This is a genomic window from Lactococcus sp. EKM203L, assembly GCF_011800585.1.
In the GTDB taxonomy this organism is placed as follows: Bacteria; Bacillota; Bacilli; order Lactobacillales; family Streptococcaceae; genus Lactococcus; species Lactococcus lactis.
In genome coordinates this window covers 1-19,219 of the sequence record NZ_JAALEQ010000008.1, presented here as the reverse complement: position 1 = coordinate 19,219, position 19,219 = coordinate 1, and the positions used below count along the sequence as shown (strand labels likewise).

General features: G+C 34.3%; 25 protein-coding genes and 1 pseudogene. 21 read left to right on the top strand and 5 right to left on the bottom strand.

What is annotated here, in order from left to right; translation table 11 throughout:
* The first annotated feature begins 19 nt into the window (after nt 1-19).
* The 9 genes from HFD15_RS11415 (at nt 20) to pyrF (ending at nt 9,229) form a co-directional block, all read left to right on the top strand.
* Nucleotides 20-913, top strand: a complete 894-nt coding sequence (locus HFD15_RS11415) for a carbohydrate ABC transporter permease (protein ID WP_080703342.1) — start codon at nt 20-22, stop codon at nt 911-913.
* The gene (locus tag HFD15_RS11410; protein ID WP_058208015.1) at nt 913-1,749 is read left to right on the top strand and encodes a carbohydrate ABC transporter permease; all 837 of its coding nucleotides are present in this window, start codon (nt 913-915) and stop codon (nt 1,747-1,749) included. The genes HFD15_RS11415 and HFD15_RS11410 overlap by 1 nt, the downstream gene beginning before the upstream one ends.
* Nucleotides 1,746-2,300 carry a hypothetical protein gene (locus tag HFD15_RS11405; protein WP_029344012.1) on the top strand — a complete coding sequence of 185 codons (555 nt, stop codon included), beginning with the start codon at nt 1,746-1,748 and terminating at the stop codon, nt 2,298-2,300. Before HFD15_RS11410 ends, HFD15_RS11405 begins: the two co-directional genes overlap by 4 nt.
* Nucleotides 2,293-3,720, top strand: a complete 1,428-nt coding sequence (locus HFD15_RS11400; protein WP_029344011.1) for a glycoside hydrolase family 1 protein — start codon at nt 2,293-2,295, stop codon at nt 3,718-3,720. The genes HFD15_RS11405 and HFD15_RS11400 overlap by 8 nt, the downstream gene beginning before the upstream one ends.
* A gap of 71 nt (nt 3,721-3,791) precedes the next feature.
* Nucleotides 3,792-4,508, top strand: a complete 717-nt coding sequence (locus tag HFD15_RS11395; RefSeq protein WP_029344010.1) for a GntR family transcriptional regulator — start codon at nt 3,792-3,794, stop codon at nt 4,506-4,508.
* Nucleotides 4,509-4,670: 162 nt separating this feature from the next.
* Nucleotides 4,671-6,035, top strand: a complete 1,365-nt coding sequence (locus tag HFD15_RS11390) for an MDR family MFS transporter (protein WP_058208013.1) — start codon at nt 4,671-4,673, stop codon at nt 6,033-6,035.
* Nucleotides 6,036-6,501: 466 nt separating this feature from the next.
* Nucleotides 6,502-7,290, top strand: a complete 789-nt coding sequence (locus HFD15_RS11385; RefSeq protein ID WP_058208812.1) for a dihydroorotate dehydrogenase electron transfer subunit — start codon at nt 6,502-6,504, stop codon at nt 7,288-7,290.
* 72 nt (nt 7,291-7,362) lie between these two features.
* A complete protein-coding gene (locus HFD15_RS11380) occupies nt 7,363-8,298 on the top strand; it encodes a dihydroorotate dehydrogenase (RefSeq protein ID WP_058208813.1) in 936 nt (311 codons plus the stop codon).
* 220 nt (nt 8,299-8,518) lie between these two features.
* Entirely contained in the window at nt 8,519-9,229 is a 711-nt protein-coding gene (pyrF, locus tag HFD15_RS11375) for an orotidine-5'-phosphate decarboxylase (RefSeq protein ID WP_058224540.1), read from the top strand.
* A gap of 19 nt (nt 9,230-9,248) precedes the next feature.
* On the opposite strand, the gene HFD15_RS11370 is transcribed toward pyrF, so the two are convergent.
* The 4 genes and pseudogenes from HFD15_RS11370 to HFD15_RS11355 form a co-directional block, all read right to left on the bottom strand.
* Nucleotides 9,249-10,688: a recombinase family protein gene (locus HFD15_RS11370; RefSeq protein WP_167593165.1), complete on the bottom strand. Its 1,440-nt coding sequence runs from the start codon at nt 10,686-10,688 to the stop codon at nt 9,249-9,251.
* An 876-nt stretch (nt 10,689-11,564) separates the two neighbouring features.
* Nucleotides 11,565-11,744 (bottom strand): annotated as a pseudogene (locus HFD15_RS14590) (hypothetical protein); the annotation flags it as partial.
* Between the two features lie 52 nt (nt 11,745-11,796).
* Nucleotides 11,797-12,249: a hypothetical protein gene (locus tag HFD15_RS11360; protein WP_167593164.1), complete on the bottom strand. Its 453-nt coding sequence runs from the start codon at nt 12,247-12,249 to the stop codon at nt 11,797-11,799.
* Nucleotides 12,250-12,260: 11 nt separating this feature from the next.
* Nucleotides 12,261-12,590, bottom strand: coding sequence for a helix-turn-helix domain-containing protein (locus tag HFD15_RS11355; RefSeq protein ID WP_058207979.1), 330 nt, complete (start codon nt 12,588-12,590; stop codon nt 12,261-12,263).
* Between the two features lie 414 nt (nt 12,591-13,004).
* Here HFD15_RS11355 and HFD15_RS11350 point away from each other — a divergent pair, with 414 nt between their 5' ends.
* From HFD15_RS11350 to HFD15_RS11340, 3 genes are all read left to right on the top strand, one after another.
* A complete protein-coding gene (locus HFD15_RS11350; protein WP_058221518.1) occupies nt 13,005-13,235 on the top strand; it encodes a hypothetical protein in 231 nt (76 codons plus the stop codon).
* Nucleotides 13,236-13,244: 9 nt separating this feature from the next.
* The gene (locus HFD15_RS11345) at nt 13,245-13,394 is read left to right on the top strand and encodes a hypothetical protein (RefSeq protein ID WP_167593163.1); all 150 of its coding nucleotides are present in this window, start codon (nt 13,245-13,247) and stop codon (nt 13,392-13,394) included.
* Between the two features lie 65 nt (nt 13,395-13,459).
* Nucleotides 13,460-13,633, top strand: a complete 174-nt coding sequence (locus HFD15_RS11340) for a hypothetical protein (protein WP_167593162.1) — start codon at nt 13,460-13,462, stop codon at nt 13,631-13,633.
* Here the strand turns inward: HFD15_RS11340 and HFD15_RS11335 are convergent.
* Nucleotides 13,617-13,883, bottom strand: a complete 267-nt coding sequence (locus tag HFD15_RS11335) for a CRISPR-associated protein Cas2 (protein ID WP_167593161.1) — start codon at nt 13,881-13,883, stop codon at nt 13,617-13,619. The genes HFD15_RS11340 and HFD15_RS11335 overlap by 17 nt on opposite strands.
* 104 nt (nt 13,884-13,987) lie before the next feature.
* On the opposite strand from HFD15_RS11335, the gene HFD15_RS11330 reads away from it, so the two are divergent.
* The 9 genes from HFD15_RS11330 (at nt 13,988) to HFD15_RS11290 (ending at nt 19,038) form a co-directional block, all read left to right on the top strand.
* Entirely contained in the window at nt 13,988-14,176 is a 189-nt protein-coding gene (locus tag HFD15_RS11330; protein WP_181952279.1) for a helix-turn-helix transcriptional regulator, read from the top strand.
* Between the two features lie 11 nt (nt 14,177-14,187).
* Nucleotides 14,188-14,403 (top strand): DUF1408 domain-containing protein, encoded by a 216-nt coding sequence (locus HFD15_RS11325; protein WP_043735394.1) that lies wholly within the window; start codon nt 14,188-14,190, stop codon nt 14,401-14,403.
* A 124-nt stretch (nt 14,404-14,527) separates the two neighbouring features.
* Complete coding sequence (locus HFD15_RS11320) at nt 14,528-15,424, top strand: recombinase RecT (RefSeq protein WP_153496241.1); 897 nt, start codon at nt 14,528-14,530, stop codon at nt 15,422-15,424.
* Nucleotides 15,424-16,200, top strand: coding sequence for a PD-(D/E)XK nuclease-like domain-containing protein (locus HFD15_RS11315; protein ID WP_167593160.1), 777 nt, complete (start codon nt 15,424-15,426; stop codon nt 16,198-16,200). Before HFD15_RS11320 ends, HFD15_RS11315 begins: the two co-directional genes overlap by 1 nt.
* Before the next feature lie 227 nt (nt 16,201-16,427).
* On the top strand, nt 16,428-16,754 hold the full coding sequence (locus HFD15_RS11310; protein ID WP_167593159.1) for an HNH endonuclease: 327 nt from the start codon (nt 16,428-16,430) through the stop codon (nt 16,752-16,754).
* Nucleotides 16,754-17,536 carry a phage replisome organiser protein gene (locus HFD15_RS11305; protein WP_023189114.1) on the top strand — a complete coding sequence of 261 codons (783 nt, stop codon included), beginning with the start codon at nt 16,754-16,756 and terminating at the stop codon, nt 17,534-17,536. The genes HFD15_RS11310 and HFD15_RS11305 overlap by 1 nt, the downstream gene beginning before the upstream one ends.
* Nucleotides 17,536-18,261 (top strand): hypothetical protein, encoded by a 726-nt coding sequence (locus HFD15_RS11300; protein ID WP_167593158.1) that lies wholly within the window; start codon nt 17,536-17,538, stop codon nt 18,259-18,261. Before HFD15_RS11305 ends, HFD15_RS11300 begins: the two co-directional genes overlap by 1 nt.
* Entirely contained in the window at nt 18,258-18,668 is a 411-nt protein-coding gene (locus tag HFD15_RS11295) for a hypothetical protein (protein WP_029344336.1), read from the top strand. Before HFD15_RS11300 ends, HFD15_RS11295 begins: the two co-directional genes overlap by 4 nt.
* 106 nt (nt 18,669-18,774) lie before the next feature.
* A complete protein-coding gene (locus HFD15_RS11290) occupies nt 18,775-19,038 on the top strand; it encodes a hypothetical protein (protein ID WP_167593157.1) in 264 nt (87 codons plus the stop codon).
* The last annotated feature ends 181 nt before the right edge of the window (nt 19,039-19,219 follow it).

Below are 19,219 nucleotides of genomic sequence, written 5' to 3'. Positions count from 1 at the left end.
CATTTTGGAGGTTCTTATCTTGAGTAAGTTATCGCAAAAAGCGCAGAAAAGATTAATTATTTTTTCATTTACTATTGTCCCTATTGTCTTGCTTTTAATGTTTTCCTACTATCCCTTGGTGAAAATGGTTCAATATTCGCTGACCGATTGGAACGGAATTTCGCCAAGCTCAAACTATGTCGGATTTGCTAATTATGAAAAAGTTTTTTCAAATCCCAATTATTTTGGTGTTTTTAAGACAAGTTTATATTATTTTTTATCAAGTTTTCCGCAACTTGGACTTGCCCTACTTTTTGCGACAATTTTATCTTTCAAAGTTAAATTTGCAAATTTTTGGAAAGGAATTTTATTTTTCCCTTACTTACTTAATGGGGTAGCGATTGGTTTTATGTTCTTATATTTTTATAAAACTGGTGGAACATTAGATTCTCTTTTACATCTGTTTGGAATCCATCACCTTCCGCTCTGGTTAGGAAATCAATCAATCAATAATATTTCTTTATCATTTGTATCTATTTGGCGTTATATGGGATTTAATTTTTTAATTTTTCTTGGTGCCATTCAATCAGTTGACCCTGAAATTTATGAAGCAGCAGAAATTGATGGTGCGAATCGTTGGAATCAATTTCGATATATCATTATTCCAGCAATCAGAAATATCTTATTTTTGAATATTATTTTATCTGTTTCGGGATCACTTTCAGTATTTGAAGTGCCATACATCATGACAGGAGGTGCAAATGGAACAATGACATTCGTCATTCAAACGGTACAAACAGCTTTTAATTATAATCAAGTGGGACTAGCTTCAGCAATGGCTGTTATTCTTTTGATTATTGTCGTCCTCGTTTCGGCAGCTCAGTTTATTTTAACGCAAGACAGAAGTGATGCTAAAAAGAAAGCAGGTGCATGATGAATAAAACGAACAAGAAAGTCTTTCATATTGGTGACGTTCTAAAATATATTCCATTAGTTTTAGCTGCTATTGTAGCAGTTTTACCGCTTTTAGTCGTGTTTATAGGGTCATTTAAATCAATGACAGAATTTACTAATTCTGGTGTATTGACCTTGCCAAAACATTTTTCAATAGATAATTATACTAAAGCTTTCACCGAAGGGAATATGTTGACTGGCTTTAAGAATACTGTGTTTATTTTCGTGGTATCAATGGTTGGACAACTTTTGATTTCCTCATCATTTGCTTATGTGATGAATCGGTTTGAATTTCGGCTGAAAAGGCTCATTTTAGCTTTATTTACAATCGCTATGTTGATTCCAGCGATTACTTCGCAAGTTGCAGTCTTTCAATTGGTTAATAAACTTGGCTTAGTAGGGACGCGTTGGTCAGTGATTATCCTTTATATTGGAACAAATGTGATTGCACTTTACATTTTTCTCCAATTTTTACAAGAAATTCCTTATTCTTTAGATGAATCTGCTTTGCTAGATGGGGCATCATACTTTAGAATCTTTTGGTCAATCATTTTGCCAAATCTGAAAGCACCGATTGTAACTATGGTCATTATTTCTGGTGTTGGTGTATATAATGATTTTTATAATCCATATCTTTATATGCCAGACCCTAGTTTACAGGTCATTTCGACGGCACTTTTTGCTTTCAAAGGTTCATCGGTTGTGCAATGGCCGGTCATCTTGGCTGGGGTTATGATTGTGATTATTCCGATTTTGATTGTCTTTATCGTTTTACAAAAATATATTTATAATGGGGTAACAGGAGCGGTTAAATGAAAGTATCAGGTTTTATTTGGTTTGTTCAACAGGTTTATATGATAATCATAGCCTCTTTAATGTTCTGGTTAAATTTTCTGCTTGGTTTTGTTTTTTTAGGGACAACTTTTTCTTTTAAAAGGACTTTTGCTTACATTGAAGGGACTTACTATGATAAATATCACGAAAGAACAAAAGAGGTTAAGTTGAAATTTGAATGGAGCAATTTGATTCTTCTTTTTACAGTCGGAGTTTTCATTTTGGCTAGCCATTTTCCTTTAAGTAATTTAAGTACATTTTTGATTTTGGTTAGTTTGGCTTATTTTGTTCTGACTTTGATATATATTATTTTCAAGACCTATTATAGACTTGAAAAGTTTACAGATGTCATGCAAAAACTAATGGGAAATTGGGCAATGGCAATTTATAGCTTAATGCTCATTATTTTAGCTATTTTCTTGACTGGTTTTAATCGAGTTTGGTTCTTATTTTTTATTCCTGGATTATTCTGTAAAATGATTGATATTTCCTTTAAACACTTAGATAAAAAGAAAGTGAAAATAAATGACTAAATTAATATTTCCAAAAGAGTTTTGGTGGGGGGCGGCGACAAGTGGTCCACAAACTGAAGGCCGGTTTAAAAAGAAAGGCGCCAATATTTTTGATTATGATTTTGAAAAATTTCCTGAACATTTTTGGCAGGGTATTGGTCCTGATATGGCTAGTAATTTTTATAATGATTTTCGAGAAGATATTAAGTTGATGAAAAAAGCGGGTTTAAATTCGGTGAGGACAAGCATTCAATGGTCACGTTTAATTGATGATTTAGAAGAGGGGACAGTAAATCAAGATGCAGTCGACTTTTATAATGCTGTCATTGATGAGTTTATAGCCAATGGAATTCGCCCAGTCATCAATCTACATCATTTTGATTTACCAGTTGATTTACTTCATAAATATGGAGGATGGACAAATAAACATGTGATTACATTGTATGTAAAATTTGCTGAGCAATGTTTTAAACTCTTTAGCGATCGAGTGAGTGACTGGTTTACCCATAATGAGCCAATGGTAGTGGTTGAAGGGGGTTATCTCTATCAATTTCATTATCCAGATTTGGTTGATGGAAAACTTGCAGTACAAGTAGCCTATAATTTGCAATTAGCTTCAAGTTTAGCAATTCAAAAATTTCATGAAATCAATCAAAATCCTAATGGTAAAATAGGAATTGTATTAAATCTAAGCCCAAATTATCCAGCGTCAGAGGATAAAAAAGATATAGCTGCGGCTCATATTGCGGATTTATGGCAAAATCAGCTATTCATGGATGCTTCTGTCAAAGGAGAATTTCCTAAGGAATTGGTTGAAATCTTAACTAAAGATAAAGTAATTTGGCAATCAACTAAAGAAGAATTAGCAATTATAAAAAATAATAAAGTCGATAGACTTGGAGTTAACTATTATCATCCAAATCGAGCACAAAAGCCCTATTATTCACCAGATAGCTTAGCTGTAGATTGGTTACCAAATAAATATTTTGCTAATTATCAAATGCTGGGTGCTCGAATGAATGTTGATAAGGGTTGGGAAATTTATCCTCGAGCATTATATGAAATTGCAAAAAATATCCAAGAAAATTATGATAATATTCCTTGGTTTGTGTCAGAATGTGGTATGGGAGTTAGCAATGAGGAACGTTATTTGAATGAAGAGGGACAGATTGATGATGATTATCGGATTCAATTTATTCAAGAACATTTGTATTGGTTGCATCAAGCAATCGAGGAGGGAAGTTCTTGTTTTGGCTTTCATCTATGGACACCGATTGATTGTTTTAGTTGGCGTAATTCTTATCGTAATCGTTATGGCTTGATTTCGGTGAATATCCATACACAAGAAAAGACTTTGAAAAAATCGGCTTATTACTTTAAAAATTTAGCAGAACATTCGGTATTAGAGCTTTCTGAGGAATTCTTTGATAAATTTAATTAAACATTTCTTTTTTGAGGTAAATAGTGCTATAATTCGGATAATAATAGAGAAGGTTTTGAAAGGAGAGGTATTTGAATAAATACGCAAAAATCCGAAATGATGTAAGAAATAAAATTATTTCGGGAAAATATAAACCTGGAACTTTACTCCCTAAAGAATCGGAAATGATTATGAAATATAGTGCTTCCAAATTAACAATAAAAAAAGCAATGGATGAGCTTGTCAATGAAGGTTTAATTGTTAAGCGAAGAGGAAGTGGAACATTTGTTAAAGGATTAAGTACTGAGGACATTGAAAAATTAAAGGTGGTCAATCAGTTTCAGGGTTCAAGTGCATTCTTTGCTGATAAAGTGGTTGAAAGCCGAATTTTAGTATTTGAGGTAGTAAAGTCTGAGCCAGAAATAATGGAACGATTGGGACTAGGTGAAGTTAGTGATTTATACCATGTTGTCCGTACTCGTTTGATAGATGGAGAACCTTATGTTATTGAGAGTACTTATATGCCCGTTGATTTAATCAAAAATTTAACTTTTGAAATCTGTTCAGGGTCAATTTATGAGTATATTGAAGATGAACTTGGTTTAACGATTGGAAGTGCTCATCGTAGAATTGAAGCTCGAAAAGGGACTGATGAAGAATTGACAGAGTTAGGTGGAGAGTTTGGAGATCCAATTGTTTTAGTCTCACAAGTTGGTTATCTATCAGATGGGAGAACTTTTGAATTTTCGACGAATGTTCATCGTTATGATAAATATGCTTTTGAAACAGTTCTAATGCATAAAAACTAAATTAAAGTTAAGGCTTGCATTTTATCAGATTTATAGATATAATAGACAAGTTATAACTTTCGTACAGATAACATAAATTATGTTGAATTATACAGAGGCGAAATTATTATTTTAGGATAATAATTTCGCCTCTTTTTGTTTAGTTTTAGGAGATTTTATTGCATGAATAAAAACAACCATTTCCACTTATTAGGGGCAGTGATTGCTACAGGGATTTTGTCATTTTCTGGCGTTTTGATTGAAACGGCGATGAATGTGACTTTTCCAACGCTGATTAATGAGTTTGGACTTTCTACCTCAAAAATACAATGGGTAACGACGATTTATCTGCTTGTGATTGCGATTACGATTCCGCTCTCTTCTTATTTTAATGAGCGATTTTCAGCAAGAAAACTTTTCTTGGTCGCTAATCTTATCTTTTTAGTTGGGGTTTTGACCAACTGTTTCTCACCAAATTTTGCCATGCTATTATTTGGCCGACTTTTACAAGGGGTGGGAACCGGGATTGGTTTACCTCTGATGTTCCACCTGATTTTGACTAAAGCACCACTTCATAAAAGAGGAATGATGATGGGGATTGGGACTTTAACGACTTCCATCGCTCCGGCTATTGGCCCAACTTATGGAGGAATTATTTCTAATTCGCTTGATTGGCGTTATATCTATATTTTCCTTTTACCTTTGGTGGTAATTTCTTTAGTGCTTGGCTTGGCTTGTCTTCCAAGAGAAGGGGCAAAAACGCCCAAGAAATTGGCGCTTTGTCCAGTTATTGCATTATCAATCATGTTCTTTGCTTTCATTTCGGCTCTAAGTGCAGAGCATTTAATGACTTTCGCCTTAATCTTTATTGTAGGATTGGTTGGAGCTTTCTTGTTTGTTCGATTCAACCGCAAAGAAAGTTTAATTGATTTAGGAATTTTGAAAAATCACCGATTTGTGGCGCTAATTTTCAGTCTTTTAGTATATCAAGCTTTGCTATTAGGTCTATCTTTTGTTTTACCAAGTTTTATTCAAGTTTCTGCTGGATTTAGTTCATCAGTGGCGGGACTGTTTATGTTTCCTGGAGCTTTGATTGGCGCAGTTTTAGCACCAATTTCTGGGAAAGTTTTGGACCAAATTGGTGCCAGAAAACCAATTACGACTGGTTTGATTTTAGCAGCCCTTGGTCTTGCATTGCTCTTCGCCTTTTTACCAACAAAAAGCCTTGTTTTACTCTTGGTGGCACACATTGTCTTGATGTTAGGTCTTGGGATTTCATATAGTAACTTAATGACTTGTAGCTTGAGCACTTTAGCTACTGACCAACTTTCTGATGGAAATGCTTTGGTCAATACTTTGCAACAATTTATTGGTGCGGTGGCAACAGCGGTTGTCGCAACGACACTTTCAATTTTCCAAGGACTCAATGGCTTCAAAGTTGGAACAAGTCATGGAACTTCAATTATTTTAGCTCTATTTTTCATCTTGATTATCGTGAGTTTAATTGTCAGTTTCCCAAATTTGAAAAAAATTAGAGCCAATCATTAAAAAAATCTTTGACGAATGACACTTTTTTCGTTATAATATTTTAAAACCTTTAACTAAGTCCAGAGAGGCTTGCAAGGATACGGAAAATTTAATTTGGTTTACTGACAGCTTAAAGATGAACTTTTTTAGCCCATTTATTCTGTCAGTAAATTACCAGTTTTTTAGTACACTTGTAAGTTCTCTTACAAGTGTTTTTTTGTGTCAATTAAGGAGTTGTCAGTAAATCTGCACTTTCTGTCAGTAAAATGCGATTAACATGAGCATTTTATCGATAAATAAAAGAAGGTTCAGTAAGCTGAACTTTCTGTCAGCAATGCGATTAACATGAGCATTTTATCGATGAATAAAAGAAGGTTCAGTAAGCTGAACTTTCTGTCAGTAATGCGATTAACATGAGCATTTTATCGATAAATAAAAGAAGGTTCAGCAAGCTGTTGCTTCTGTCCGAATAAAGAATGGAGAAATAATGCCTAAGTTACAAGAGATGATGACGATTGTCAGCCAACGTGAGGTTGCTTCTAATATTTTCGAGATGGTTCTTAAAGGAGAGCTAGTAGAAGAGATGGATTTGCCGGGACAATTTTTACATCTTGCGGTGCCTAATGCTAGTATGCTTTTACGTCGCCCAATCTCTATTTCCAGTTGGGATAAAGTCGCAAAAACTTGTACGATTCTTTATCGAATTGGTGACGAAACAAGTGGAACTTATGAAATTTCAAAATTACAAACAGATGCAAAAATTGATGTAATGGGCCCACTGGGAAATGGTTTTCCAGTAGATGAAGTAGTTTCGACTGATAAAATTTTAATTGTCGGCGGAGGAATTGGGGTCCCCCCTCTCTATGAATTGGCTAAACAACTTGAAGAAAAAAACTGCCAAATGACCATTTTGCTAGGTTTCGCTTCTGAAAAGGTCAAGATTTTAGAGAAGGAATTTGATGAACTAAAAAATGTAAGCTTGAAAATTGCAACTGACGATGGCTCTTATGGAACAAAAGGTCATATTGGGATGTTACTGGAAGAAGTTGATTTTGAAGTTGACGCTCTTTATACTTGTGGTGCGCCAGCCATGCTCAAAGCTGTTGCAAAAAAATATGACCAGTTGGAACGACTTTATATTTCAATGGAAAGCCGGATGGCTTGTGGAATCGGAGCATGTTATGCTTGCGTTGAACATGATAAAGAAGATGAGAATCATGCCCTTAAAGTCTGTGAAGATGGCCCTGTATTTTTAGGAAAACAACTATTACTATAATTGGACTACTCTATCAGCATAAAAAAATCATCAGTAGAGCTGATGATTGCCACAAAAAAATTAGGAGAAAAAATGACCAAAAATAATCGTCTGTCAGTAAAATTACCCGGACTTGATTTAAAAAATCCAATCATTCCAGCTTCAGGTTGTTTTGGCTTTGGTGAAGAATATGCCAAATATTATGATTTGAACAAATTAGGGTCAATCATGGTCAAAGCAACAACCCTTCATCCTCGTTTTGGCAATCCGACACCCCGTGTGGCTGAAACAGCGAGTGGCATGCTTAATGCAATTGGACTACAAAATCCAGGATTAGAAGTTATAATGGCCGAAAAATTGCCTTGGCTCAATGAAAATTTTCCAGACCTTCCGATTATTGCTAATGTAGCTGGTTCTGAAGAAGATGATTATGTGGCTGTTTGTGCAAAAATTGGAGATGCACCCAATGTGAAAGCCATTGAATTAAATATCTCATGCCCTAATGTTAAACACGGCGGACAAGCTTTTGGGACAGATCCAGATGTTGCAGCTGCGCTAGTCAAAGCTTGTAAAGCGGTCAGTAAGGTGCCTTTGTATGTGAAACTTTCACCCAACGTGACCGACATTGTTCCGATTGCAAAAGCAGTTGAGCATGCTTGCGCAGATGGATTGACAATGATAAATACACTGATGGGTGTACGTTTTGATTTGAAAACACGAAAACCTGTTTTAGCAAATATCACAGGTGGATTGTCGGGTCCTGCAATTAAACCAGTTGCACTCAAACTCATTCATCAAGTGGCTCAAGTGGTTGACATTCCAATCATTGGAATGGGCGGGGTTGAAAGTGCTCAAGACGTTTTAGAAATGTATATGGCAGGAGCTTCAGCCGTTGCCGTTGGCACTGCCAATTTTGCTGACCCATTTGTCTGTCCAAAAATCATTGAAAAATTACCAGAGGTAATGGATCAATATGGAATTGATAGCTTAGAAAACTTGATTCAAGAAGTTAAAAACTCAAAAAAATGATTTTATTATTAGCTAAAATTACTGACAGCCTGTTTAATCATTCTGTCAGTAAAATGCGACCAAAGCGAGCATTTTATCCATAGCTAAAAGAATTGTCAGCGGAGCTGATAATTCTTTCGTTCGTTAGCGACCAAAGCGAGCATTTTATCGATAGTTAAAAGAATTGTCAGTGGAGCTGATAATTCTGTCATTAAATATTTAGAAAAAGGAAGTAGAAAAAATGCAAGAAAATAGACCTGTCATTGCCCTTGATTTCCCTGAATTCTCAGACGTAAAAGATTTTCTCGAAAAATTTGATCCGTCAGAACAATTGTATATTAAACTAGGAATGGAACTTTTTTACACGGCTGGACCCCAAGTTGTTTACTATGTAAAATCGCTCGGTCACAGTGTATTCCTTGATTTAAAACTCCATGATATTCCAAATACTGTTGAATCCTCAATGCGTGTTTTAGCACGTTTAGGAGTGGATATGGTTAATGTTCACGCCGCTGGTGGTGTTGAAATGATGGTCGCGGCTAAACGTGGTTTAGAGGCTGGAACGCCAGTTGGACGGCAAAGACCAAAATTAATTGCGGTCACACAATTAACCTCAACTTCTGAGGAAATTATGCAAAATGACCAAAAAATTATGACTAGTCTTGAAGAATCGGTTATTAATTACGCACAAAAAACCGCTCAAGCAGGACTTGACGGTGTCGTTTGTTCGGCACATGAAGTTGAAAAAATTAAAGCAGCGACATCGAAAGAATTCATTTGTCTCACACCAGGAATCCGCCCAGAAGGTGCAAGTAAAGGCGACCAAAAACGAGTAATGACACCTAAAGAAGCAAGAACAATTGGTTCAGATTATATTGTTGTCGGCCGTCCAATTACCCAAGCAAAAGATCCAGTAGCTAGCTATCATGCGATAAAAGCAGAATGGACTTAATACATAGTTTTTTAGAAAATTAAAAATTAAGTATGATAGTAATTTCATCAGAAGTTAGTAAAATCTTGCTGATGCATGTTTTTACTATCTTTTTTTGTTGTTCATAATCCATTGTTCTTATATCCCCTGATTTCAGTAATTCTAAAACTCGATTATTTTTATCGTGATTTATTTTACCTTCTTTGTTTTCATTCAATTGATTTTCTAACTGTTTTTTTACCCCTAAAAGATTTTTAACATTCTTTTGAAGTTCAACTTCATCAATATAATCATTTCTAAAAAGATAGTTTTCTTTATCAATTTTCTTATTTACAGATTGTAGCTCTTTTTTAACCGCTTCAAAATTAAATGCCTCTGATTTATCAAGCGATAAGAATTTTTTCAACTCAGTTTCTTTAGTTGGTAAATTAGCAAGATATTCAATAACATGCTCTTCTAAATCTAATCTATGATAATATCCAGAGTCACATTTTTTCTGATTATCAGACAGGCGCTTTCTATAATCCTTTCTCCTTACACATTCATATCTTACAGCTGAAGTCCCATCTAAACGCTTGGGACCAGTTAAAGATGTGATATGCCCGCCACAATATCCGCATTTAAGTAGACCAGATAGCATATATTTAGCACGGAATGGTCGAGCTACATTGGTTAGTTCAACTTGCTTAATTTGGCGCTTTTCCAACTCATCTTGTACAGCCCAAAAAAGTTCTTCGCTTATTATTTTTTCATGCTCTTGTTCATAGGCTTTACCTTTAAATTTACCCTTAGCAATATAAACCGTATTTTCAAGCATATTTCTAATTGTACTGAAGGGCCACTTTCCTTTTCTTGAAGAATATCCTTTTTCATTTAATTCTTGACGGATTGTAGCCACACTTTTTCCACCCATATAATCAGTAAATATCTTTTGAACAATTTTGGCTTCTTGGGGTACAATTTCAAGGATGTCTTGACCAGGAGTTCTTTTGTATCCATAAGGAGGGGTTGAGAATGCCATAGTTTTTCCTGATTTTGCACGTCCGAGCCTTCCTAATGCCATACGCTCTGTTATTGTTTTTCGTTCCATTTCAGCAACCGCAGCAAGAAGAGTGAAGAAGAACTCTCCCATAGCGTCAGATGTATCTATTTTTTCGTTTAGTGATACAAATTCAATGTCATTCTTTTTGAAAACTTCTTTGATTAAATATAAATTATCACTTGTACTTCGAGAAAGGCGATCTAGTTTATAAACTAAAATAGTGTTAAAAGTGTGATTTTCGGCATCTCTAAGTAATTTTTTCATAGCTGGCCGTTCTATGGTACTTCCAGAAAAACCTGCATCAGTATAGACTTCTGAGACTTCCCATCCCATTATTTCGCAATATTTATTAAGCTTATCTTGTTGTTCTCCGATGGAATAACCATCTTCAGCTTGGCTTAGTGTGCTGACTCGGCAATAGATTGCTACTTTTTTCATTGTTTTTGTACCTCATTTTTGTTAAAATAAGTACAGTAAAAATGCTTCATTTGAAGTGTTTATACTGTATATGATGTTTAATCCGCCCGGTACTCGCCAAAGTTTGGGCGGGTTTTTTTATATATTATTTATTGTCCAATTTGTTATATATTCAAGTTGGTGTTGATTTAAATAAGCTGAGTAAGAAAGAAGTTCATCTTTCAATTTATTTAACCTATTTTCTTTACCTCGCTCAGTTTTTAAAGTCGCCATTCCTATCTTAGTTTTAAGCTTTACACGCTCAATAAATTTGTTAGAAATTTTATCTTTATTAGATATCAGCTTTTGCTTAACTTGTGTAAAATCACTTTTCGCACTTAATAATCGAGGATCCTCAGCGATAGAAATTAGTTTATCTAGTCTATCTAAAAGAAGTTTATAACGATAAAAGTATGTTTCTGGATTTACTGTTGTTTCTATTATTTGAGAAGATTCAAGGGCTTGTTTGATATATGAATTGTATAGATCCAGTTGACTGCTTAGCGGTATCTTTGAATATTTAACCTTCTGTTCTTTGTATTCCTCTTCCAAAATTGAAAACTGGATTTTAGAAATAGTAGATTTCTCACCAGTCTTTTTATCTAAAACTGTTATTTGTGTTCTAGTTACTAATCTTGCTATAAAAGCGATAATTGCTCCAATAAAGAGAATTGCAATTACAGGTATAAAAAAGGAAATAAAGAAAACAAAAATCAATATAACGGCTAATCTGCTTTCTTTATCAGAAAGGACACGAACATATCTCTTTGGTATCTTTGGAAAATCCGAGATATTTTTTATAGTTGAAGTATCAAACCCTCCTTTTGGTGATGGTAAATCAAATAGAGATGGAACGGCAGAAAAACTAGTCTTGTTATAAACTTTGTTATAGATTGCTTTTTTAGGATTCTTATAAATTCCAGTACCTTTTTTACCATACATAGGTATGACAGACTTTTTTACTGATCTTTTGATTTTACCTGTTGTTCTAGCTTTAAAACTTTTTGTAAGGCTAGGTTTTCTCATTCCAAATTTCATGAGGCTCTCCTATTCGATATTTAAATGAAATTCAAGACACTGCTCGTAAATTTCAAAAAATTAATTGAGATTGATTATCAATAGCGATTTGTTCCATTTCCTGAGCTGCCATATCATAAAATTCTTTTACAGATAATTTGAAGCGTGTTAGAAATCGTTCAGGAGTGTAGTAACATGCATGATAGTCTATTTCTTCTAAAAAATCAATTGCTTTGCAATGTATCATGAATCTGTTCGCTTTAGCTTCATTAATAACATGTAGCTGTGAGGAACTTAGCTTAGTCAAAGTAGTCCCTTTTATTTTATGGCCACATTCATGTAGGGTAATGATTTCCATTTGCTCGTCAGATTCAATAGTACCATCAACAATAATCGCACCGTTCTCTCCGTATTCAAAAGCATAAGGGAGATAGTAGCCTCCACCGTCGAGAGGAGAGGTCGAAAATACCAAAGGTATTCCTATCTCGTCAAGTATTTCTTTATAATTCATAAAATCTCCTGTCATGATTTTATATTTTAGTCTTTAGGTTTAGCTTCCATGTATCCTTTAATCATAGCTTTGATTACTTCTTTATCATGATCAGTCATAGGTTGTCCATTATACGCTTCGGCGCTTCCTAACATCCGGTCAACATCTTTTTCGTTGAACGGAGAGTCAGAGAGTCCAATAAGATAGTCAGTTGAAGTTCCAAAGAAAGTAGCTAATTTTTCAAGGGTTGCCCCATTAGGAATATTTTTCTTCCACCTGTAAGTTGTGTTTGTTGAAAGTCCAAATTTTTCTTCAAATTCTCCAACAGTCATTTTCCTTTTATCCAAAAGGAATTTTACTCGGTCATAAACCGTCATTTTGCACCTCCAAAAAGATACAAGAAAAATTATTAATGTTTTTTAATAGAAAAAACTTGACATTATTAAAAAACATTAGTATAATAAATCTTGTAGAAATGAGTTAAGTTTCTAGTTAAGTTTTCAGTTAATAAAAACACTTCACAAATACAATGAACCGAGCCGCCAAGCAAGTTTATAAAGTAATTGTTAAGGCTTTTAACTATGCTATCATTCTAATGTTTTTTAATAAAAAAGTCAAGAATTAAAGCATAAATTATTAATAAAAAATATTTAACTAGATTCTTAATTGAATTCTATATCAAAAATAACAGCAGAGACAACTACTCGGACGGTGTTAGTACGGCAGACGGAAATCTAAGTCAAAGAGTGAAGCAACTTGTTATTAATTATTTTATAGAGAGGAGTAGTTAAATGCCACAATCAAGTAATGCAGGTGAACTAATTCTTGAATGGTTGGAACTTACAGGAATTCGACAAGATTCTCTAGGTTCTGAGTATGGACAGAAGAAAGTTCAATTTCATCAAATGCTTCATAACAAAACTCCAAAACATGAAGCGAGCGTGCTTATGTCAAAGATTATGAGTGACAAAGGAATCACTTTGGATAAACTAGATGAACTTCGTGAATTAAAAGGAGCTTAGAAAGATTAAATGGATAAAAGACCGAAAATCTATGGCAAGTTTAAAGATGGAGCAGTTGTTGAGCTTGCCGACATAAAAGAAAGTGGAAAAGGATTTAATGAATATCCCCCATTTTACATGGTTCTAGCTGCTATCAATCGGGAAGAGGGTAGAGCATGACCTACACATACATAGTCAACCCAGCAAAATTAAATGCGGTGCTCCGCTAGAAAAGAGAACGAATCATGAAAACAAAAACATTATTTATAGATGAAGAAGTTCAAGGCGAAAAAATTGTAGATTTGAACACAGAACAACTTATTAAACTGGTCGTAAAAAATATTGATGAGAATGTAATCTCAGTAGAAATAAAAAAACGCCACAAAAGTGACGAATTTACTTCTAAAGATTTTCTTTGAGGTAATAGTTACCACATTCTACATTGAACCATGCTGCTTCGCCGCTAAGATCTCCAACGAATAAACTATCATCATTATCAATTGCAGGTAACAAATTATCTCTAACTTGTTCACATGAATCATCAGTATTTATATGCCAAACAGATTCATTTATTTTACCATGATTTGGATATGATTCAATCTTTTGGATTAAATCTTTATAATTCTTTCCAGAATTATTCAAATCATACGAGATAATAATACTTTTCATCACTTACCCCTCCTTTCCATAAAACTAAGCAAATACCGCAAATATCTGCTCACAGTAATTATAGCACTCGGAGGATTAAAACGCATACATAGAAAGGAAACTAAATGTTGTGGTCAAAGATAAAAATTAAACTTGTTGAGAAAAATATGACCGAGTATGAACTTGGGAAAGTTACAGGACTTGGCGCTCAACAAATTCATCAATTTAAAAAAAGAAATTCTGAAAATCCTCGTTGGCTAACAATGGTCAAAATAGCGGATGCATTAGACATCAGCTTAGATGAATTCAGATAGAAAGGAAAATAATGCACACACAAATTATGAATGGACGAGAAGTCCTAACAGTTCCAACAGTTATTGGATATAAGCATTATGACTTAGAAAAAAGAGAAGTAGTTGGAGAAGTTATTGAATCTACTTATCGAAGAAAAGACGGAACAATGTACATTATCCGCAGATCACGAACAGAACAAGAAAAAGCCGCTATGCTCAATTCGTGCTTGTCTGACTGGGGATATTAGTATGAGCAAACAACAAAAAAGCCCGCACTGGAATGCGGACTAAGACGTGATATACATCTTTATATATTTTTATAACTAGATTATATCACGTTTCAACAAAAATTTGAAATGGAGAAGTTCAAACATGACTAATCAAATAACAATACAAAATAATCCTGAAAGTACAGAACCTAAAAAACAAAATGTTAACAATTTTATGAAGTCAGAGGCTGTCCAACATCGCTTTAAAGAAGTTTTAGGCAAAAAGGCGAATGGTTTTATTTCGAGCCTATTAACAATTGTAAGCAACAATAACTTATTAAAGGAAGCTGATCCAAATAGCATCATGACTGCGGCAATGAAAGCTGCTGCTCTTGATTTACCAATTGAACCAAGTTTAGGCTTTGCGTATGTTGTTCCGTACAACCGAAGCGAGAAGGTAGGAAATCAATGGATTAAACATAAAGAAGCACAGTTCCAAATTGGATACAAAGGATTAATTCAACTGGCGCTAAGAAGTGGACAATTAAAGAATATTAATTCTGGAATTGTTTATGAAGAGCAATTTGTGAGTTATGATCCACTTTTCGAGGAATTAGAAATTGACTTTACTAAGCCTCAAGGAACTGAAGTTAAAGGGTATTTTGCGAGTGTTAAATTAATCAATGGGTTTGAAAAAGTAACATTTTGGACCAAAGAACAAGTTATAAATCACGGGAAACGATTCAGTAAATCCTATGGAAACGGACCATGGAAAACTGATTTTGATGCTATGGCGCAAAAAACTGTGATGAAAGCAATGATTTCTAAATATGTTCCGTTGAGTCAAGAAATGCAAATGGGTATCATTGCAGATAATCAAGATGAGGATATGACCCGGCCACCAACGGATGTTACAGAAAGCGAGCCATTAATTAGTATTGAAGATTCAATACCAGAAGAACAAAACGCTATTGAAGGACCTGATGCTCAAACTCAAGAAACAACTGAACGAAAAGGTGAAGAAGTAATTGAAGAACTCTTTCCAGTGGGTAAAAGCTGATGAAAAAAAGATTAAGTTTTTCAAGTTTAAAAGCATTCTCTGATTGTGAAGCCGAAGCTGTTGCGGTTATGGCTGAAGAGTGGGATAGACAAGCCACTTTCTCTCCATCGACAATTGAAGCTATGAATGCCGGAAGCTATGTCCATAAATATTTCGAAAGCAATAAGGCTTTAGAAGAGTTTAAGTTAGAACATGAATCAGATATGTTCACTAAAAAAGGAAGTCTGAAGTCTCAATTTCAAATTGCTGAGAAAATGGTTCAAACGCTTGATAAGGATCCATTATTTAAAACAATCTACCAAGGAGTTAAAGAACTTGAAATCTTCGGAAAAATTCAAGGAATTGAATTTCACGGCTTCCTAGATTGTTTGAATCTCGAGCGAAATATATTTATTGATATCAAAACAATCAGAGGTTCTATCAGAGATAAGGAATGGTCAGAAGCTGAATACCGAAGAGTGAGCTGGATTAAAGCAAGAAAATATCTATGGCAAATGGCTATCTATCAAGAAATACTAAGGCAGTCTGACGATGAAAAAATTGGAAAGAATATTAGTCCAGTAATTTATGCGGTAACTAAAGAAACTTTTCCAGATAGTGCTGGAATTACTATTCCGCAAGATTGGTTAGATAATTCGCTTGATGAGGTTTGCGAATTTACTGACAAATATATTGAAGTATTGAACGGAAGAAGCCCAGTAAGGTGCGAAAAATGTAACTATTGCAAAGCAACAAAACGAAATATACAAACGATTTCGTACTCAGATTTAATTTAAACCTATGAGCAAACTGTAGTCCTCACTAATCCTGAGCAGTAGAATTAGAAATAATTCAACTTTAAGCAATACTACCTTGGGCGGTAGTTTCGTATTTAGTCAAAGCTGGAGGGTGGCGGAACGAGCCGTAAAGTCAATGAGTATTTAGTGTTTACACATAACCACTCATCGCCAGCTTTTAATTTGAAATGAAAACTTGAAATAAAAATAGAAGAAAGGAAGAATACATGGAATTTGAAACGTGGAAAAAAATTGAGTTTATTAACTCTCCAAAAATTGTTGGTATTCCAGTAGGGGAATATGAGATTAGCAGCCATGGAAATCTAAGACAAGTTATAAGTGACAATATTCGTAAGAAAGTAAAAATAAATACCACATCAGACCAGCGGCCAAGATATGGTTTTACACTCGATAACGGAAAACGAGTAATGCCATTTATACATCAATTAGTAGCGCAATCATTCATTCCAAACCCTGAAGGACTACCAAACGTTAAACATATTGATGGTAATAAATCAAATAATTATGTTGGAAATCTACGGTGGTCGAAGTAATGGCACAAAGAAGAATGTTTAGTAAAGAAGTAACAACGAGTGATTTATTCGTTGATATGCCGTCATCGAGTCAACTTTTATACTTTCATTTAGGAATGGAAGCTGATGACGAGGGGTTTATTGGAAACGCAAAAATGTTAAGCAGAGCATACGGTTCAAATAATGATGATTTGAAACTTTTGGAAGCAAAAGGATTTATCATTGCATTTCCGAGTGGAGTCACAGTTGTTAAAGATTGGAATTTGAACAACAAAATAAGAAAAGATAGACAAAAACCAACGATATATACAGAAGAAAAAACACTGTTATCTCTTGATAGCAAAGGGTCTTATCTACTTGGCAACCAAGTGTCAACCATTCCGCAACCAAATGACAACCAAATGTCCGCACAGGATAGGATAGGAGAGGTTAGGTTAGGTAAGGATAGTATAGGTAAGGATAGTATAGACGCTTCGCAACCAAATGCCTTCCAAGAAAAAAGTTCAGGAGAGGATATAAACTCACTTCTTTCTGAATATCTTGATTCGTTTATTGAATTCTCTAGTAAAAATATTGCAAAAAGAGCAATGGCACAAGTTGAATTCATGAAACTCTCATCAGAAGAAAAGAAACAAGCAGTAATCGGAGCTAAAAATTATTTTGAATGGTACAAACAAGAAAATCCAGAAGATAAAACTAAAAAATTTAGTATAAATTCCTATGCGTTTTTAGAAAGTGCAACTTTCAAATCATTCCAGCAAAAAGTAAAAGTTAAAAAAGAAACTCTTGGAGGTCTTATCTAATGGCTTTTGATACATGGAGAGATGACGGAGAGTTTGCTATCAAAGCAACTGATGTTTTAAAAAACTATCAAGAAGGTGGGGAACTTGGAACTTGTGAAGTTCACGGCTGTGAGATTATCGGCTCTAAGAAATCTGTGCTTTCTTATCCTAAGAACGAAAAAGGCGAAGTGATCGGAGAACCTTACTTATATGATGTAAGAGTTTGCCCGATGTGTCATGCTGAAGGAATAAAGACAGTTGCTACTAAATCTGTCAATGATTTCTTAGGAGAATTCAAAGCTAAAAAAGGTATTGATTTGACTAAAAATGTCATTGTTAAATATGATTTCGCTGATGAATTAAGTGTTGTATCTTGTGACAATATGGTCAAGTGGATTGTTACCAATGTTGGTAGACAGAAAAAAGTAAAACGATTAAAGGTCAGAAAGTACATACAGATTGCTGAAAATAGATTTTCTAGTGATGAAGCAAGAGAAAAATATTTGAAAATATTACATGATATTGAAGAAGCAGAAATTCTTATTTTCGATTCATTGGCAGATTTCACAGCAAATCAAGCTGAAAAAGCATTAACCCCTTTATTAAGCGCAAGTGATAACTGCTCAATTATTATACTAACAATTCCAGAAAGTGATGAAAGGCTTGAACAATTGCCAGCAAGATTGAAATTTAAACTCAATAATGCGCAAGTAATGAATTTCTCAAGTACAGGACACCAAAGATGAAATTTGAATTTAACTTTCTCAGAAAAGAAATGATAAATGAGAATGATAATAAGGGTACAACTTATGGTTCAAGAATTGCTGCCAATAATACTAAACAGCGTTTAAGACGGATTGCATGTAGAACAGCTCATGAATGGCTAGACCAATCAGAAGAAGTATTTGAGCAATTCCATGAGAAGCACCGTTGCGATGTGTTCGTAGTAATTTATCCACCTAAACGCTTTAAATATGATCCACCAAATTATGAACCAACTTCTAAGGCATTAATTGATGGACTGACAGATGCTGGAATTTGGAATGATGATAATTATAACGTTATTCGCAGAACAAGCTTTGAGCATGGTGGGCTTTCTGGAGATACAAAGATGTGGAAAGTTGAGTTAGTAGTGAAAGAACTGACAGAATAGCATTAAATCATGAAAAATACGGTTACATTGAGCGCTTAAACCATTTCGTGGATAATTTATCACGAACAAGCTAAAAGCGCTTAGAAGCTAAAATATGAGGTGGATTATGGAATTAATCAACTTATCAGATAAAAAACTTGAATCCAAAAAAGACGGAAGATTTCAAGTGACAATTAAGACAATTGAACCCACCGATTCCATCTTAGTAAGTTATGAGATAAAAGTTAAGGATTACGGAGAAGAAGATGGATACGTTTCTATTTATCAGAAATCATACTCTGGAAGTAATCCTGAAAAAATAGCCCAACAGATGGTTGATGGAATAAAAAGAAAAAAAGTAACTAAAATAAAAGTCTATTATTTGGATTGACTAAATTATGAGGTGTTATTATGACAACGCAAAAAGAAAAGAATGTCCTAGATTTTAAAGATAAGGATATTTTAAAAAAACATAAAGTCGCTGACAAAGACGACGAATGGTTTCATGAGCAATGGAAAAATAAACTAAGTGGATTGAAAGAGGCAGGAGATGGCAAGGTTAGAAAAAATTT